The organism is Chryseobacterium sp. ON_d1 (assembly GCF_006829085.1).
Classification (GTDB): domain Bacteria; phylum Bacteroidota; class Bacteroidia; order Flavobacteriales; family Weeksellaceae; genus Chryseobacterium.
In genome coordinates, this window is the sequence record NZ_BJTC01000006.1 from 139,563 (window position 1) to 154,059 (window position 14,497).

The window sequence follows — 14,497 nt, forward strand, 5'->3', positions numbered from 1 at the left end:
CGCAATGAAAAAAATTATTTTATCAGCATGTATTTTATTATCCTTTTCTGTTAGGTCTCAGATAAAAGCATTAACAGAGGATGGAAAAGAAGTAGTTCTTTTAGAGAATAAAACATGGAAATTTGTAAACGAAAGTGACGAAAAAACTCTCGAAACGATTACGACCAATGATGAATTATTTGAAAAAACAAAAGAGTCTACCTTCATTGTAAAAAGTAAAAACGTTGATGGAGGATTTTATTATAATCCTAAAAAATGGAAAATCGTAAAAGCTCCTGAAAGCAGCACCTTTGTTGAATATGCATTTAACAATCTTTCAAACTCTACGGTATATGCATTATTTGGCAGTGAAATCATGCCGGTTCAGACCCTAAAGAATTTGAAGGATATTCTGATTCCCATTATCCAGAGAAATTCAGATTATTTTAAATTAAAAAAGTCTGAATACAGAACTGTTAACGGAATTAAAGTGCTTCATGTTGAATACAGTGCCAATGTCAAGGGGCTGGACTTTGAATATATCGCCAACCTCTACCTTACCAGCGGCGGTTACTGTAGCGTATCCACTCATACCTATGCCAATCAGTTTGAAGCCAATAAAAATGAAATGGAAAATTTTGTAAATGGTATTGTAAAAGCTGAAAAAAGAGGAACAGATGTGGTAGAAATCATGACTTCTCCACCTCCTCCAATGGCTCCTAAAAAATCTAAATAAAAGAATCCCCTCACTGCAGAGGGGATTCTTTTATTTATTTCATTAATCATTTGCGACGGTATTATTTATTTTATCAATTAAAATTAAAAACCTATTTTTGGGGAATTTGAAAATTGATTATATGAAGACTAAACATCCTAAAGGGCTGCCCTATCTCTTTTTTACAGAAATGTGGGAGCGTTTCGGGTACTACCTGATTCTTGGAATCTTTGTTCTGTATGTTATTGAGCCTACGGGTATGAAAGGCGGACTTGGATTACCAGATAAAACTGCTGATGATATTTTCGGAACATATATCGCATTAACCTATCTGACTCCTTTCATTGGAGGATTCCTGGCAGACAGGGTATTAGGATATATTAAATCTATTTATCTCGGAGGCTTTTTAATGGCTGCAGGATATATAGGAATGGGAGTTTTTAAAGATTTGCCCCTGTTTTACACCTCTCTTGCATTAATTATTATCGGAAACGGTTTCTTTAAACCTACTATTTCAACGCTGTTAGGAAATCTTTATTCTGAAGAACCTTACAAAGCCAACAAAGACTCCGGGTATAATATTTTCTATATGGGCATCAATATCGGGGCATTTATCTGTAACATTATTGCGGCTTTCATGCGTAATAAATTCGGTTGGGGCGAAGCTTTTATCACTGCCGGAGTAGGAATGCTTATCGGCATGGTTATATTTACAGTCGGAAGGAAGCACTATATCCACGCTGCACAGATGAAACCTGTACAGGAAGGAGACACCAAGCTTTCAGAGATTCTGATCAAAGTGTTCGTTCCTGCTATTATTGCCGGAGCAATAGGCTGGTTTATTCCTGATAATATTTTCGGGAGTGACAGTACGGATGCCTTCATTTTCGCATGTATACCTGTCATTTATTTCTACGCATCCCTTTACTTTAAAGCCAAACCGGACGAGAAAGCTTCTATCGGAGCCTTACTTTCTGTATTCCTGATCAGTATGTTCTTCTGGGCTGTTTTCAAACAAAACGGTACAGCCTTAACGAGATGGGCCAACTATTATACAGACAGAAGTGTTCCTGCTTCTCTTGAAAAACCGCTGGAAGGAATTTATATGGTGGAAGGAAAAAGCTATGAGGACAAAGAAGTACCTGTTTATGATAATCAGTTCCGCTCTCAAAAAGATGATAACGGAGAGACTAAAAAAGAAATGGGAAAAGATGTTTATTTTAAAAACATATCTCCTGAGCAGCGGGCCGTTCTTGAGAAAAGTCCTCAAAATAAAGTGTACCTGTACAATACGGAGCTATTCCAGTCTATCAACCCGTTTTGGGTTATTGCTCTCACTCCTGTTATTGTCGGATTCTGGGCTTTGCTGAGAAGAAAGGGAAAAGAACCTTTAACGCCTACCAAAATTGTTTTAGGGCTGTTTATTTCCGGACTTTCCTGTCTGGTGATGGTTTTGGCAGTAATGGCCGGAGACAACGGTGCTGTAAAGGTTTCTCCTTTGTGGCTGGTTGCCAGCTACGGAGTTATTACTGTAGGTGAGCTCTGCCTTTCTCCAATGGGACTTTCCTTCGTATCCAAGCTTTCTCCTGCAAGAATTACAGCATTGATGATGGGAGGATTCTTCCTCGCCAACTCTGTGGGAAATAAGCTTTCAGGAATTCTGGCCAGTACATGGTACAATTATGAAAACAAGACCAATTATTTCCTTGTTAACTTCGCATTGTTAATATTTGCGACACTTTTAGGTCTTTCCATGTTAAAAAGACTGAATAAGATTATGAAGGAAAAAGGGCATTAATCATTTGATATTATAACGATTAGCAAGCTGCGGAGTAGTTCCGCAGCTTTTTTATTTAAAAATAAAATTAAAACCTTGCCAAAAACCCAAAATAAACTATATTTGTCAGTCTTAACAAAAATTAACAATAGAAATGGATAATATTGAAGCATTGAGTCCGAAACCGGATGAATTTGTAGAGAATAAGAATTCCAGACATCCTAAAGGATTATGGGTTCTTTTCGGAACAGAAATGTGGGAGCGTTTCAACTTTTATGGGATGAGAGCACTTTTGACGCTCTTCATGGTAAATTCCTTATTAATAAAAGAAGCTGATGCAGCGATCATCTATGGTGGATTCCTGGCTTTATGTTATTTAACACCTCTTTTGGGAGGATTTATTGCTGATAAATATATCGGAAACAGATACGCTATTATCATTGGTGGATCGTTAATGGCTATTGGTCAGTTCTTATTATTCATCAGTGCCTCTACTTTCTCAGCGGATATTGGCAGTGCCAAACTTATCATGTGGCTTGCATTATTCGTAATCATTTTTGGTAACGGATTCTTCAAACCGAATATTTCCTCAATGGTGGGAAGCCTTTATCCAAAACAGGAAAAATCTAAACTGGATTCTGCTTTTACCATTTTCTATATGGGAATCAACATCGGGGCTTTCCTTGGTCAGTTCATCTGCCCATATGTAGGAGATGTAAAAGATGCAGCAACAGGAGTAAGAGATATCTTCGCTTTCAAATGGGGATTCTTGGCCGCTTCTATCGCGATGGTAATCGGAACGGTAACATTCTTTATCCTTAAAAACAAATATGTAGTAACTCCGGAGGGAAGACCTATCGGAGGATTACCAAAAAACAATACAAGTGCTGATTTCGAAGAAGGAGAAACCCAAACAGCTAAGTTCTCAGGTCAGGCTTTAGGGATCACAGGAGGAATATTTGTTGTTTTATTTTTCCTTTTCAGATATCTTCTTGTGGGTGAGTTTGGATTCAATTCCGTAGAAATGGGACAGCTGATCAAAGGAATCATTTATCCATTCATTTATTCAGCCGGTATTTCTCTTGCCTTCTTAATTATGTCTTCTGCTGAAAATAAGGTGGAAAGACAGAGAATATGGGTAATCTATATTGTATCATTCTTTATTATTTTCTTCTGGGCTGCATTCGAACAGGCAGGATCTTCATTAACGTTTATTGCAGATAACCAAACCGACAGAAACATTTTAGGATGGAATATGCCGCCTTCAATGGTTCAGATCTTTAACGGAATCTTCGTTGTTATTTTGGCAGTTCCTTTCAGTTTAATCTGGGATAAACTAAGAGCTAAAGGAAAAGAGCCTGTATCTCCATTCAAACAAGCGATGGGATTAGCATTGATCGCCCTTTCCTATTTTATTATTGCCCATAATGTAAAAGACCTAGGAAACTCAGGTTTATTGGCAATCAAATGGTTAATGTTACTTTATTTCATCCAGACATGTGGTGAGCTTTGTCTTTCTCCGATTGGTTTATCATTGGTTGGTAAACTTGCTCCAAAAAGATTTGCTTCATTACTGTATGGTGTTTTCTTTATTTCTAACGCTGCTGGTTATGCATTAGCGGGTTCTCTAGGAGCGCTTATCCCTGCCACTGGTGACAAGTTCAAGAAAGCGGAAGAATTAGGAGTTAATCTACAGGATGTTTTAGATAAAAAAGTAACGCTGACTGCTGATCAGGTAGCGGCTTTCGATAAAGCTCAGCTTCCGTTACACAACCCTACTTTTGTAGGATTTGAAATCCATAATCTATTTGAATTCTTTATGGTATTCGTAGTACTTTGTGGTATTGCTTCTGTGATTTTAGGTTTAATTTCACCGATCTTAAAGAAAATGATGCACGGTGTAAACTAATTGTATCAACAAAATATGATAAAGCCTCTGCCAAGTCAGAGGTTTTTTTTATTTTCGTATGATGGAAATTTCCGAAGATTCTTTATTCCAATCCGTAAAGGAAATCATTAGACAGTCGCGCGAAAAAGTGTTTCGGATAGCGAATTCTACGCTACTGCTCACTTACTGGCAGATTGGAAAACTTATTGTTGAAGATGAACAACAAGGAAAAGAACGGGCAGAATATGGAAAATATACGCTGAAAAAGCTTTCTGAAAAACTCACTTTGGAGTTCGGGAAGGGGTTTGATTATACAAACTTATCTAATATGCGGAAATTTTACACAGCATTTCCAATTGTTGACACATTGTCTCAACAATTGAGCGGGTCCCATTACAGATTTTTCCCACTCAAAATGATAAAAACAATTTATTTACCAGCAAATACCTGCTGTACCTCCCAAAAGAAGAAGAATTAAAACAAATTATTGACCAGGACAGAATCCGTTTTGAACTGGATCAGAAAGATAAAAACCCTAATTAGAACTTAATCATATATCATTATGAGCTTAACATTAGATGAAATACAAAATTTCAAAGGAAAATATCCCAGACAGATCTGGAGCCTGTTTTTCTCTGAAATGTGGGAACGTTTCTGTTTCTACGGAATGCGTGGAATGCTGGTCTTTTTTATGATCTCTCAGCTTAATTTCCATGAAAAAGAAGCCAATCTTCAATATGGTGCCACCCAGGCTTTTGTGTATGCCTTTACTTTTGTAGGTGGTCTTTTTGCCGATAAAATTTTAGGATTCAGAAAATCCCTTTTCTGGGGAGGCCTTCTGATGATTGTAGGAAGTTTAATTCTTGCTACGGATCCCCACAAATTCTTTTTCTTAGGAATAGCATTCACCGTAGTAGGTACAGGTTTCTTCAAACCAAACATTTCATCTATGGTTGGACAGCTTTATAAACCTAATGACTCAAGAGCTGATGCCGGATTTTCTCTTTTCTATGCGGGAATTAATCTTGGAGCATTGCTGGGTGGTTATTTATGTATTGCTATTGGTAAAGGAGAATTTCTAAGTAATATTATTGCAGAAGAAATGAGATGGCATATTGCTTTCGGGTTAGCTTCAATAGTAATGGTAGTAAGCTTAATTAACTTTGTTTTTACACAAAGAACGTTGGGTACTATCGGTTTACAGCCAGGGCATCCTTTAGCAGAAACGAAAACTGCTCCTATTCCAAAATGGAAAGAGTATGGGGTATATGTTTTATCGTTAGTTTTTGTTCCTGTCATTATGACCATGGTAGCGAAGACAGAATATACAGATTATTTTATGTGGACGATCGGGCCATTAACTTTAATCTATTTATTCTATGAAATGTCTAAAGTCACCACTTCTGAACGTAAAAAGCTTTGGGCAGCTTTAGTCTTCATTATTTTTTCCATCATATTCTGGGGAATTTATGAGCAAAGCGGTGGATCATTAAGTATTTTCGCAGCTAAAAACCTGAACAAAGACCTTTTCGGATTAGACCCCAATGGGGTTAATAATTCAGGAGGAGCCTTCTTTATTATCTTCCTTGCTCCATTGATCGGACTTCTTTGGATCTGGATGAATAAAAGAAAAATTGAACCCAATACGATTATTAAATTCGGATTAGGATTTATTTTCCTGGGACTGGGGTACTATGTTTTATTTGCCACCCGCTTATTTGCAGATCTTCAGGGAATTACTTCTTTGAACTTCTTTACTCTGGCATTATTAATCATTACTCTGGGGGAATTATGCCTCTCTCCTATCGGATTATCCATTATGACAAAGCTTTCTACCAAAAATCTTCAGGGAATGATGATGGGAATGTGGTTTCTTGCTTCAGCGTATGGACAATATGTTGCAGGGATTATCGGTGCCAGTCTTGCAACATCAAAAGAAGGTTCCAGTAACTATGATGCTTTGATCACTTATACTGATGGATATAAACAATTGGGATTGTATGCGGTAATTGCCGGAGTGGTATTAATTTTGATATCTCCGTACGTGAAAAAATTAATGCAGGATGTAAAATAGAAAATAAGTAATTATGCTTATTTTTACCTAAATATCACAATATGAAGAAAATTTTAAGCATAGTTCTCTTACTTCTATTAAATTTCAGCTTTGCCCAGGTAAAGTGGATGACCATTGAAGAAGCCTTGAAAGCTCAAAAAGAAAATCCAAAAAAAATACTTATTGATTTTTATGCAGACTGGTGTGGTCCCTGCAAGATTATGGATAAAAAGACTTACGGACATTCCGTAATCGCTCAGAATCTGAATGAGAATTACTATCCGGTAAAATTCAATGCTGAAGAAAAAAAGAGTATTGAAATCTTTGGAAGAACGTTTTCCAACCCTGATGCTGAACACAAAAAAGGAAGAAATTCTTTGCATGAATTTACACAGTATATGAATGTAGGTGCTGTTCCAAGTACAGTATTCCTGGATGAAAAGGGAGATCCTATCACCATTCTTCAGGGAGAATTATCAGCCAAAGAACTGGAGCCTTATCTGGAACTGATCTCCAAAGATCTGTTCAAAAAGATTAAAACCAGAGAACAGTGGGAGGATTACCAGAAAAAGTTCAAATCTAAAATTAAAGATTAATTTAGGGTTTAAGTCCCGATTTCCGGATTCAATTCTAAAAATTCACCATACAGACTTTCAATTTTTTTGGAAGTCTTTTTTATTTTACCGAAATTCGGACCTTTGTTTTTTCATACTGATCTGGACATGTTGAACCAGATCTCAAACGCAAAATGACTTTAGAAACTTCCATAGAATATGTAAAAGGAATAGGTCCGGAAAGAGCCAAACTCATTAAAAATGTGTTGGGCTTATCTACTGTAGAAGATATGCTGAATTTCTACCCTATCCGCTACCTTGACAAAAGTAAAATTTATAAAATTTCCCAGCTTCAGGAAGAAAGCAATCAGGAAATACAGCTGAAAGGGAAAATCACCCAGGTACAGGAAATCCAAACCGGCAAAACCAAAAGATTATCTGCAAAGTTCAATGATGAAACAGGCAGTATGGATCTTGTATGGTTTCAGTATTCAAAATGGCTGAAAGAACAGCTGCCTGTAAATAAAGAGGTTTATATTTTTGGAAAGATCAATGTTTTCAACCGCCAGTTTTCCATGCCGCATCCGGAAATAGAAGCTGAAGAAAAAAAAGAGGGAGATACCCGTCTGAAACCTATATATCCGAGTTCTGAAAAACTCACCAAAAGAGGGTTAAATCAAAGGTTTTTTCAGAATGCCTTAAGAAATATCTGCAAAGAGATCCCAAGCCTCATTGAAGAGAATTTTCCGGATTATCTGATGAAAACTTTTAAGTTCATGTCAAGGCAGCATGCTTTTCTGAATGTTCACTTTCCGAAGGATGCAGAACATTTTGATAAGGCTGATTACCGGCTGAAATTTGAAGAGTCATTTTTCTTTCAGTTAGGATATGGCTTAAAGAAACTCCACCATAAAACCCAATCACATGGTAATCCTTTTCCAATAATTGGTGATCATTTCAATGATTTTTATGAAAATCATCTTCCTTTTGACCTTACCAATGCCCAAAAAAGAGTATTAAAGGAGATCCGTATGGATATGAAAAGGCCAATCCAGATGAACAGGCTTTTACAGGGCGATGTAGGATCAGGAAAGACAATGGTAGCACTTCTTACCATGCTTATTGCGATGGACAACGGTTTTCAGAGCTGCCTGATGGCTCCAACAGAAATTCTTGCCCAACAGCATTACAACGGAATCAAAGAATTGTTAGAAAAAACAGGAATCAATATCCGTCTTCTGACAGGTTCTACCAAAGCTGCTGAAAGAAGAATTATCCATGAGGAACTGGAAAACGGGATCCTTTCTATTCTAGTGGGAACCCATGCCGTTTTAGAAGATAAGGTTAAATTTAAAAATCTGGGATTGGCAATTATTGATGAGCAGCATAGATTTGGGGTTGCCCAACGGGCTAAGCTTTGGGCTAAAAATAAAATTCCCCCACATATTCTGGTCATGACCGCCACCCCCATTCCAAGGACTCTGGCAATGAGTTTTTATTCTGATCTGGATGTTTCCGTAATTGATGAAATGCCAGTGGGAAGAAAACCCATTATTACCGCTCATAGACGTGAAAAAGACAGACTGTATGTCTATAATTTCTGTAAAGATGAAATTAAAAAAGGGCGGCAGGTTTATTTTGTATATCCACTTATTGAAGAATCTGAAACGTTAGATTATAAAAACCTGATGGAAGGTTTAGAACACGTCATGGATTATTTCTCAGAATACAATGTAACCATGCTTCATGGAAAAATGAAACCGGATGAAAAAGATGCTGCCATGGCCTATTTTGCCTCCGGGAAAGCAGAGATTATGGTGGCAACCACCGTAATTGAAGTGGGCGTAAATGTTCCCAATGCTTCAGTAATGGTCATTGAAAGTTCCGAAAGGTTTGGGCTGTCACAGCTTCACCAGCTGAGAGGCCGCGTGGGAAGAGGAGCTGAACAGAGTTACTGTATCCTGATGACTTCTGATAAGTTATCCAAGGAAAGCAGAACCCGTATCAAAACAATGACAGAAACCAACGATGGCTTTAAAATTTCTGAAGTGGATATGCAGCTTCGGGGTCCAGGAGATATTCTGGGTACGCAGCAAAGCGGAGTGGTCGATTTTAAAAGACTTGATCTTATCAATGATTCAGCCATCATTAAAGCAACAAAAAATACGGTAGAAAAAATTCTGGAGGCGGATCCTATGCTTTCCAGACCTGATAATCTGATTATTAAGAATTATTATATCAGATATTACAGAGGAAAAAATAAGTGGAGCAAAATATCATAAAAAAACCGCAGAAAAAAATTTCCTGCGGCCCCCTTATAAAACTGTTATTTAGAAGAAATTACTTTTTGTTTCTCTAAAAATTTATTTTAATAGTTTACACTTAATATTTTGTGATGTGGTGTGAAAATATTTATATAATAATATGTTATGAGATAAAGCCATAACTATTAAAATAAATTATAAAAAACAAAATGAATTATTTTTTTCCAACTTGCTTATTATAAAAACTAACTGTGTTTCGATGGAGATGAGGGAATGAAACGAATAAAAATACCTCCAACTACTATTGAGTTTTCATGATTGTACCGTTTTGTTTAAAGATCTTCTGTGCTTTAAAATTGGAAAATTATTATAATTCATTTTGTTAACTAACATCGTGATTTATATAATTTTTTTTTGTTCTTTAGAAACAATTACTTTTCATTCATCTGTATCTTCTTCTATATAATGAAATTTGTGTCTGAGATTACTTTTACAAATGTCAGTATATTAATTCAGATCCTTTTTATATTATTTTAATTATTAGTTATAAAATTTTCACTTATTTGTGAATAGTATACATTAAATATGATTTTAAAATCCTTAATATTAAATTAACAATTCCTTTATCCATCATACTTTCAGAATAAAATTATCTATATTTAATCCTGAAGTATGATATTGCCAATTGATAGTAATAATATCCGTAAGCACCTTTTTAAGTTTCTCAAAACACTCTGGTTTTTTCATATAAATATTAGCCCCTTTTACAAAAATATCTTCAACTTCATTTTCCGGAATCGCTTCTGAAAAAATAACGGTTACCATATTATTGAATTTTGGGTTCGATTCAATTTCTTCAAGGCATTCCATACTTTCTTTTCCGGGGATTGTATATTTAATGAAAACAAGTTCAGGCACTACGGCATCATCATTATTCAGGTATCTCATCAGGTCTTTCCCGTTAGTGAAACATTGAACTTTTATAGAGATTTTCAACTCTTTCAAAATATTCTTAAAAAAAATCAAGGTGTTTTCATCGTTGTCTGCTACTATTACATTCAAAAATTCTTTATTCATACTGCATTTTATGATTTATTGCTGTACTCTGTACCTTCCTCCGTTTTCCAATGATCTTTTGAAACTGGGACGGAGTAATTCCCGTTGTGTTTTTGAACTGGGTACTCAAATGGGCTACACTGGAGTAGTTCAGCTTATGGGCAATTTCTGTAAGACTTTGTTTGTTTCTAATGATCAGCTCCTTAGCATGTTCTATTTTTTGCATAATAATAAAATTCTCTATGGAGGTGTAGGCAAGTTCTGAAAACAGATTGGAAAGATACCCATAGCTATGATTCAGTCTCTCAGAAATATAGATCGATGCTTTTACCGGTATGATCTCTTCTGAGAAGACAAGTTCTACGATAGCATCTTTTATTTTCTGTACAAGAGCGGTCTTTTGGCTTTCTATGATCTCGATCCCATAGTCTTCAAGATTTTTTTTAAAAAGGGAGTGCTGTTCCTGTGTAAGAGGTTCATAGAATTCCACCTCACCGAAGTTCAGTAATCTGTACTTCAGTCCGTGTTCTTTTAGTTTCTCGTCCAATACCTTCTTACAAAGGGCATTGAAATCAAATTTGACATACATTTTCATCCTATTAGTATATATAAAGCCAATTTATTTAGTAAATATAATAATTTATTTCATTTAAAAGTGAAATAGAAGGATATTTTTTTATTTTGATATAGAGACGAAAAAACTCCTGTATTATTGAATACAGGAATTTAAACACTAAGGATGAAAAAAATATACTGATAAAAAGCTGAATCAGCTCAAAACCAAGCATATGAATGTATTGTTATAAGTGATTTGGTTCTGAAACAAAGATGGCTCAAAAAAAGAAGTCACCTGTTATAGAATTACAGGATAAAGTTACAAAATTTTAAGTCAATCATGGGTGAATTAGGAATTCCATCAGATAATCATCCATTACAAATCCGTTTCCGATATCAAAAACACCTTCGTCATATACTCTGTAGCCTTGAGACTCATAGAAGTTTCTGGCAGCATTGTATTTATTAACGTTCAAAATAATTCTGTTGTTTCCGTTTTCAAAAACCCTCTCATTCAGGAACTGAAGCGCGCCTTTTCCAAACCCTTTTCCTTTACTCTCAGGAATCAGATAAATGCGGTGAAGTTTGGTTGTTTTTTCTTCATAATGATGCTCATAGCCGATAAACCCTTCATAGGAATCATTATTTTCATCCTGAATAAGATAATAATGATAATGAGGATTTTGGAGATGATTAAGAATTTCTGCTTCAGAATACATTTCAAAGAGCATAAATTCCATTTGTTCCTTCGAAAGAATGTCTGCATAAGCATTTTCCCATGATCTTTGCGCAAGATCCTGAATTAATGGAATATCTGCTGCTGTTGCCTGTCTTAATTTCATGATCTGTTAATATAATGATGATTAAAAAAAGTGAAAAGCCTAAACTTTTCACTCTTTATTTATATTGTTCAATAATGGCTGGTGAATTTTAATACACGACCCAAATTCATTTTGCCTGCTCTTATTAAATGTTTGCCATTTCAGCTTTAATCTTTGCGTGAAGCCCTTCTGATGCTTTTACCAAAGGAAGTCTCAGATGGTTTTTAATGATTCCTTTTTCAGCCAGTATTACTTTAATACCGCAAGGATTTCCTTCTGCAAAAATCAAACGGGTAATGTCTACCAGCTTGTTGTGAATATCGTAAGCTTCTTTTACTTTTCCATCGAAAGCCAGCTGTACCATTGTAGAGAATTCCTTAGGATAGGCCTGTCCGATTACAGAAATCACCCCGTCTCCTCCTGCTAAAGTTACCGGTAATGTATATTCATCGTCTCCGGAAACTAAAGAAAACCCTTCAGGCTTTTTTCTCAGAATATCAAAATACTGCAAAATGTTTGGGGCAGCTTCTTTGATTAAAAACAAATTAGGAAATTCTTTTGCAAGACGAAGGGTTGTATCTGATTCTATATTCTGCCCCGTTCTTGAAGGAACATTATAAATAATAATATTTTTCCCTGTGGAAGCCAAAGCTTTATAGTGTTGATAAAGCCCTTCCTGATTAGGTTTATTGTAATATGGAGATACTGAAAGTACTGCTTCAAATGCAGAAAGATCTGCTTCTTCAATCTGTTTCTTGACTTCAAGAGTATTGTTGCCGCCAATTCCTAAAACCAAAGGAAGACGTTTATTATTCACCTTAATGATATGCTCAATTACCTGTTTCTTCTCCTCTGCAGAAAGCGTTGCGGCTTCTGCCGTAGTTCCCAATACCACCAAATAATTGGTTCCGTTTTCGATATTGTATTCAACAAGTTTTGTTAAACTGTCGAAGTCAACGGATAAATCTTCATTAAAGGGCGTTACCAATGCAACACCTACTCCTTTTAAAATGCTCATCTGTTAGAATTATTTTTGCCAAATTTAATCATTTACGGTAAGAATTTATAATAAATAATAATGTTTTATTATACATATAGTTATATTTGCATATACTAAAAGATATTATGAAAAATAAATTCTTATTATTAGGAATTGCCCTGGTGTCCATTACTGCATGCAAAACGGCTTCTGCGCCTCAGCTTGTGAATGTAAAGACCCAGAAAAATATTTCTATTAATAATGAGCTAAAGAATGATGAGGAAGTTGTAAAATTTATTGAGCCTTATAAACAGAAACTGGATAAAGAAATGAATCAGAAGATCTCTCATACCAATGTAGATCTTACCAAGCAGGGTGACAATAGCAACCTGGGAAATCTTTTAGCTGACTATACATTTGAAGGAGGTAATGAATGGATGAAAACTCATCGTAAGCAAAATGTAGATGCTGCACTGATCAATATCGGAGGAATCCGTACTACAATCGGAAAGGGAGATATTTTGCTTAAAAATGTATTTGAAGTAATGCCTTTCGAAAACGAAGTGGTCATTGTAAAAATGAAAGGAACAGATCTACAGGAACTCTTTGAGTATTATGCAAAAACGCAGGTCAACAATCCTGTTTCTCATTTATACATTGAAACAAAGAACGGACAGATCATCAAATCTTTAGTCGACGGAAAAACAGTAGATCCGGCTAAAGATTATTATATTGTCACTTCAGACTACCTTGCACTGGGGGGAGACAATATGAAATTTTTTGCCAAAGGAGAATCAATTTCAACCGGAATTAAAATGAGAGATCTATTTATTGATTACTTTAAAAAATCTCCTGAAGTTGTACCCAATTCGGATGTTCGTTTAAATTTTATCGGGAAGAAATAATGGATAGAAAAAGTTTTTTAAAAGCAATAGGAGGCGGATCTTTAGCAATGGCTTTAGCTCCCAATATGATGATGGCGGAAGATTTAAAAATGCTCAATGTAAAATCCGCAAATAAACTGACCATTCTTCATACCAATGACCAGCACAGCAGAATTGAACCTTTTGACTCAGGCTATACAAAAAACCCCAATCAGGGAGGTTTTGCAAGAAGGGCAAGCTTAATCCAGCAAATCAGAAGCCAGGAAAACAATGTGCTTCTTCTTGATTCCGGAGATATTTTTCAGGGAACTCCTTATTTCAATTTCTTTGGAGGAGAGCTGGAATTCAAATTAATGTCCATGATGAAATATGATGCCTCTACAATGGGAAATCATGATTTTGATAATGGTCTCGACGGATTTTTAAAGGTACTTCCTAATGCGAAATTTCCTTTTATCTGTTCCAATTATGATTTTAAAAATACGGTTCTTGACGGGAAAACTTCTCCATATCAGATCTTCAGCAAGAATGGAATCAAAGTAGGAATTTTCGGGGTTGGCATTCAGCTGGATGGTCTTGTAGGCAAAAAACAGTATGGAGAAACTATTTATTCCAATCCAATTGATGTAGCACAACATTATTCAGACTTCCTGAAAAAAGATCAGAAATGTGATCTTGTGATTTGTCTTTCACACATCGGTTACGATTATAAAGAAGAACCGAATAAAATAAGTGATAAAATTTTAGCAGCCAATACAGAAAATATTGATATTATTCTGGGAGGCCATACTCATACATTCTTACCGGAACCTCAATCTTTTACTAACAGACAGGGCAAAAATGTACTTGTGAACCAGGTTGGATGGGCAGGACTTCTTTTGGGTAGAATAGATTTTTATTTTGATATCAACAAAAACGTACAGCATATTTCCTGGAACAATCAGGCAATAGACAGCAGCATAATCGCATAAT

General features: G+C 35.7%; 13 protein-coding genes. 9 read left to right on the forward strand and 4 right to left on the reverse strand.

The window, feature by feature from the left end:
* The first annotated feature begins 4 nt into the window (after positions 1-4).
* From CRS_RS11080 to recG, 7 genes are all read left to right on the forward strand, one after another.
* On the forward strand, positions 5-715 hold the full coding sequence (locus tag CRS_RS11080; protein WP_142724127.1) for a hypothetical protein: 711 nt from the start codon (positions 5-7) through the stop codon (positions 713-715).
* Between the two features lie 121 nt (positions 716-836).
* The gene (locus CRS_RS11085; protein ID WP_142724128.1) at positions 837-2,492 is read left to right on the forward strand and encodes a peptide MFS transporter; all 1,656 of its coding nucleotides are present in this window, start codon (positions 837-839) and stop codon (positions 2,490-2,492) included.
* 133 nt (positions 2,493-2,625) lie between these two features.
* Positions 2,626-4,380 (forward strand): peptide MFS transporter, encoded by a 1,755-nt coding sequence (locus CRS_RS11090; RefSeq protein WP_142724129.1) that lies wholly within the window; start codon positions 2,626-2,628, stop codon positions 4,378-4,380.
* A 61-nt stretch (positions 4,381-4,441) separates the two neighbouring features.
* On the forward strand, positions 4,442-4,837 hold the full coding sequence (locus CRS_RS11095) for a DUF1016 N-terminal domain-containing protein (protein ID WP_142724292.1): 396 nt from the start codon (positions 4,442-4,444) through the stop codon (positions 4,835-4,837).
* Between the two features lie 84 nt (positions 4,838-4,921).
* Positions 4,922-6,433, forward strand: coding sequence for a peptide MFS transporter (locus tag CRS_RS11100; protein WP_142724130.1), 1,512 nt, complete (start codon positions 4,922-4,924; stop codon positions 6,431-6,433).
* Positions 6,434-6,474: 41 nt separating this feature from the next.
* A complete protein-coding gene (locus tag CRS_RS11105) occupies positions 6,475-7,008 on the forward strand; it encodes a thioredoxin fold domain-containing protein (protein ID WP_142724131.1) in 534 nt (177 codons plus the stop codon).
* 152 nt (positions 7,009-7,160) lie between these two features.
* Entirely contained in the window at positions 7,161-9,248 is a 2,088-nt protein-coding gene (recG, locus tag CRS_RS11110; protein WP_142724132.1) for an ATP-dependent DNA helicase RecG, read from the forward strand.
* Between the two features lie 612 nt (positions 9,249-9,860).
* Here recG and CRS_RS11115 read toward each other — a convergent pair.
* From CRS_RS11115 to dapA, 4 genes are all read right to left on the reverse strand, one after another.
* On the reverse strand, positions 9,861-10,307 hold the full coding sequence (locus CRS_RS11115; RefSeq protein ID WP_142724133.1) for a response regulator: 447 nt from the start codon (positions 10,305-10,307) through the stop codon (positions 9,861-9,863).
* Entirely contained in the window at positions 10,300-10,881 is a 582-nt protein-coding gene (locus CRS_RS11120) for an AraC family transcriptional regulator (RefSeq protein ID WP_142724134.1), read from the reverse strand. Before CRS_RS11120 ends, CRS_RS11115 begins: the two co-directional genes overlap by 8 nt.
* 298 nt (positions 10,882-11,179) lie before the next feature.
* Complete coding sequence (locus tag CRS_RS11125) at positions 11,180-11,683, reverse strand: GNAT family N-acetyltransferase (RefSeq protein ID WP_142724135.1); 504 nt, start codon at positions 11,681-11,683, stop codon at positions 11,180-11,182.
* A 124-nt stretch (positions 11,684-11,807) separates the two neighbouring features.
* Entirely contained in the window at positions 11,808-12,680 is an 873-nt protein-coding gene (gene dapA / locus CRS_RS11130) for a 4-hydroxy-tetrahydrodipicolinate synthase (RefSeq protein WP_142724136.1), read from the reverse strand.
* Between the two features lie 107 nt (positions 12,681-12,787).
* Between dapA and CRS_RS11135 the strand changes: the two genes are divergently transcribed.
* Positions 12,788-13,546 carry a 5'-nucleotidase C-terminal domain-containing protein gene (locus tag CRS_RS11135; RefSeq protein ID WP_142724137.1) on the forward strand — a complete coding sequence of 253 codons (759 nt, stop codon included), beginning with the start codon at positions 12,788-12,790 and terminating at the stop codon, positions 13,544-13,546.
* Positions 13,546-14,496, forward strand: coding sequence for a bifunctional UDP-sugar hydrolase/5'-nucleotidase (locus tag CRS_RS11140; RefSeq protein WP_142724138.1), 951 nt, complete (start codon positions 13,546-13,548; stop codon positions 14,494-14,496). Before CRS_RS11135 ends, CRS_RS11140 begins: the two co-directional genes overlap by 1 nt.
* The last annotated feature ends 1 nt before the right edge of the window (position 14,497 follow it).